Annotated in this window: 3 protein-coding genes; all 3 read left to right on the top strand. The window is 67.4% G+C overall.

The annotated features are described in order from the left end of the window. Positions 1 to 2,474 (top strand): RHS repeat-associated core domain-containing protein (locus AB0B57_RS36735; RefSeq protein ID WP_357081067.1); only part of this gene is annotated, 2,474 nt, incomplete at its 5' end. Beyond that, entirely contained in the window at positions 2,446 to 2,946 is a 501-nt protein-coding gene (locus AB0B57_RS36740; RefSeq protein ID WP_357081070.1) for a hypothetical protein, read from the top strand. The genes AB0B57_RS36735 and AB0B57_RS36740, both read left to right, overlap by 29 nt. Positions 2,947 to 3,080: 134 nt before the next feature. Next, positions 3,081 to 3,695 (top strand): hypothetical protein, encoded by a 615-nt coding sequence (locus AB0B57_RS36745; RefSeq protein ID WP_357081074.1) that lies wholly within the window; start codon positions 3,081 to 3,083, stop codon positions 3,693 to 3,695. The last annotated feature ends 581 nt before the right edge of the window (positions 3,696 to 4,276 follow it).

Raw genomic sequence — 4,276 nt, forward strand, 5'->3', positions numbered from 1 at the left:
CCGCGTACAACGAGCTACGTCAGCCGGTCGTGGTCACCGACGTCGACGGTGCGATCTGGCGCCGTGAGTACGACGAACGCGGCAACCTGACCATGGTCACCGATCCCATTGGCGCGACCACCCGATACCGCTACGACGACGCCGGTCACCTCGCCGAGATGGTCGACCCGCTGGGAAACGCCGTTGAGGTGGCAGTCGACGCCGCCGGCCTCCTCACGCGGATCACCGACGCCATCGGCGCAGTGACTAGTTGTCGACGCGATCGGGCTGGCCGGATCACCGAGATCACCGATCCGGTCGGCGGCACCACACGTCTTGGCTGGACCATCGAGGGGCGGCTGGCGTGGCGGCGGAGTCCGGACGGGGTGAGTGAGGAGTGGACCTACGACCCGGAGGGCAACCTGGTCAGCCACACCGACCAGAGCGGGGCGACGACCGAGTTCGAGATCGGGTCCTTCGACCTCACGGTGGCGCGCACCGGACCGGACGGCGGGCGGTTCGCGTTCGGTTACGACACCGAGTTGCGGCTCACCACGGTCACCAACCCGCAAGGACTCGTCTGGTCCTACGACTACGACCCGGCCGGGCGGCTGGTCGCCGAAACCGACTTCAACGGCCGGACGCAGACCTATACGCACGACGCCGCCGGCCAGGTCGTGGCCCGCACCAACGGTGCCGGGCAGACCATTGAGCTGGTCCGCGATCCGCTGGGCAACGTCGTCGAGAGACGCACCGCCGAGGGGACCACGACCTTCGGGTACGACCCGGCCGGCCGGCTGCTCCGCGCCAACTCGTCCGAGGTCGCACTCAGCTTCGAGCGGGATCCGTTGGGCCGAGTGCTGGCCGAGATCCGCGACGGTCAGGTGGTTTCCTCTTCCTACGACGTGCTCGGCCGACGGACGCATCGGCGTACTCCCTCGGGGGTGCAGAGTGTGTGGGAGTACGACGTCAGGCATCGACCGGCGGCCCTGCGTACCGGTGGGGCTGCGGTCAGCTTCGTCCACGACGCGGCCGGTCGGGAGACTCGGCGTGAGGTCGGTGGTCTCGCGCTGACCCAGAGTTGGGACGCGAATCATCGGCTGCTCTCGCAGATCGTCACCGCGAGTTCCGCTGGGCCAGCGTCAGTGCCGGGGCTGGTCGCCCACCGGGCCTACCGGTATCGCGCCGACGGCTACCTGACCGACGTTGCCGACCAACTCACCGGCGAGCGACGGCTGGAGCTGGACCGGGCCGGCCGGATCACCGCCGTCCAGGCCGGCGACTGGACTGAGCGGTACGCCTACGACGACGCCGGCAACATATCCAGTGCCACCTGGCCGGGTGCCGCCGGCGGAGTTGGTGGTGCCAGAGGTGAACGGGAGTACACCGGCACCTTGATCAGGCGGGCCGGCGACCTGCGCTACGAGTACGACGCGGCCTGTCGGATGACGCTGCGGCAGCGCAAGGAGCGTTCGACCAAGCCGTCGACCTGGCGCTACACCTGGGACAGCGAGGACCGGTTGACCGCCGTCACCACGCCGGACGGCACCCGGTGGCGCTACCGGTACGACGCGCTCGGCCGGCGGGTCGCCAAGCAACGCCTCGACGCCGACGATGGCGTGGTCGAGCAGGTCGACTTCGCCTGGGACGGCCCACGTCTCATCGAGCAGACCCACCGCGGCGACGGCGGCGACCGGATCAGCACCTGGGAGTACGCCCCCGGCACGTTCACCCCGATCAGCCAGACCGACGGCTTCGCCGACCAGGACGAGGTAGACCGCCGCTTCTACGCGATCGTGACCGACCTGGTCGGCACACCCACCGAACTGGTCAGCCCGGACGGCGAAATCGCCTGGCAGCAGCGCACCACCATCTGGGGGATCCCGACCCACGCCAGTGCCACAGGTGCCGACTGCCCACTCCGCTTCCCCGGACAGATCCACGACTCGGAGACCGGCGCCTCGTACAACCATCACCGCTACTACGACCCCGTGAGCGTTGGCTACCTATCCACCGATCCACTCGGGCTGGTGGCCGGCGCGAGGCCGCACGGATACGTATTCAATGCTACCGCCGCAATCGATCCTTTCGGATTGGTGCCTTGCGGAACAGTGGCGCGGAACGGCTTGTCCGACGACGAATATGTCCAAGCGCGTGAGATTGCTGACGAACTTGGCGGCCACTTCGAGGGACAGAGTGCCAGCAACACGGCCGGCGTCGACGGGTTCTGGAACGGCGCCCCGGCAAGCCTCAAAGAGGTCGCGCCCGGAAGCGCCAACAACGTGAACGCGCTCAAGGGAGCGGCCGACAAGGCGCGACGTTCGATCTTGAAGACTGATTTTCGTGATCAGGGAGCGATCCTCTTCATCCGCGCCCATGGTGTCTCGATGGCTGACGCCCTCGGAATCGACCACCTGGCCAGGATGGCCGGTGGGCCGGCGTTCTCCCAGATCTCGATTCGAACTGGTGAAGGCTGGGTTCACTATGGCACTTGAGTGGAGTATCGAAGGTGGGCGACCGCTGGATCCGCAGAGCCTCGTCGAGCAGGTGAGGAAGACGCTGGAGCGCCTGGCTGATACGGCGGTCGTTCTGCGTCTCGAAGACGATGCCCAGGTGGGCTCCGAACCAGCGGAGGGAGACACGGCCTTCTCTTACGTCCTGAGTTCTGAGATAGCTGGGAGAATGTCCAGCGTCGAGTTGGTGCAATTCAACTACGATTCTTCGAGTGGCACCGGCATCGGGTATGTCACCGCGAACCGGGACAGGCGCTCGGTAGTGCTCGGGGTGATCGTCGCCGCACATTGGAATATGGCTGCTGGTGGCGACCTCTCGGGCACCGGCCTGGGCGGCAAGCGTCTCTCACCCGAGGAGTCGGAAGAGTTGCTTGCTGAGCTTTTTTATGGTGCTACCTGGGAAGACAGGGTCGAGTGGGCAGCAGGCCGGCTCGGGTGTGGCCAGGTGACCTGAACGGGTCTGCCCCGGATGAGGCGTTCCGGCCTCCGTGGCGCGGTGCGATCTGACGGCGCGAGTACGACGAGCACGGCAACCTGACCATGAGCACAGACTCGATCGTGGGCTGGGCGGATCGGGGGGAGCATGTCGTGGACGACGGTCGGGAGGAGATCGCCCGACGGGTCGAGGCGCAGGTGGGCGTCCGGCCGCCGGAGGCGCTGCTCGACGTCTGGACGGGCGTGCGGCCGGTGGACGCCGCAGCCGACGTGTCCCTCTACGGGCCGGACGAGATCGCCGAACGCAACCTCACGTACGAGATCTCGGACTACGCACCGGGCCTGCTGCTGATTGGGGACGACGGCGGCGGAGCCGGCCTGTTCGTCGTGAGGAACGACCCCGCCCCCGAGGTCGTCCTCATCGGCCTCGGGGCGGTGGGCTCTGACGACGGCACGCGTGTCGGCCGGTTGGCGGGCCTGGCTGTGGACGGCTTCCGGTCAATGAAGTCAGCCGAAGATGTCGGGGATGAGGCGGCCCCGACCGGGCTGATCGACGTTCTGGTCACCCACCGTCCCGGGATGAAAGCACTGATGGAGATCCGCAGATTGTTCCACCTCTCCCTGCCGATCAGCGCACTCACCGATGCGGGCGCCCATTACCCGATGGTGATCCTGACCGACGTCTACTACGGCAAGTACGCGGAGGCCATCGGCCGGCTCAACTTGCGCTACCAGTGCCTGGCCGTTCGCCCCCACGTCACCGCGTAGAGGCCGGCGACGAGCCGGTAGTGCCGAACAGTCGCGCGTACCCGTTGCCGATTGACTGACGTGGGCTGCCGCAGACCTGTGCGAGATATGCGACTGGTCCGCACGGCCACGAGGTGGAGGGCCTCCCGCGTCGACGCCTCGGGCGGCCGGCGCGAGCTGCGCGTCGAGCGCGCCGTTTGAGGGCGATGGTGGCGGTCGGTGGGTGGAGGCTGGTGGCGGGCGGGTGGTGCGGAAAAGCCGGCCTACGTCAGATGGCGCCAAATGCGACTGCGGTAGTGGTCAAAGCTCGTTGCGTGTCTATGTTCGAATGGCGGTAGGGCCAGCTCATCGGGGCTTGTCCTGGTTCGTGGTGCCGGGTGGTTAGCTGCCCCATGTCGGGCGCTGCGAGGGCTTCAGGCGTGTTGGCGTGGACGGGGGAGGTCCGGCGCGATGGCTGAGTTTCCGGGGCATCTGTTCAAGATGGATGGTGATCCGTCGGCGATTCGATCGTCGGCGTCGCGGTGGCAGGGCTTCGGTTCGGCGGCAACGCAGGCCGCCGCGCAGATCACCGGTTTGGACACGAGTCAGTTCGTGGGTCCGGA

The sequence above is a fragment of the Micromonospora sp. NPDC049101 genome (genome assembly GCF_040648675.1).
Taxonomy (GTDB): domain Bacteria; phylum Actinomycetota; class Actinomycetes; order Mycobacteriales; family Micromonosporaceae; genus Micromonospora.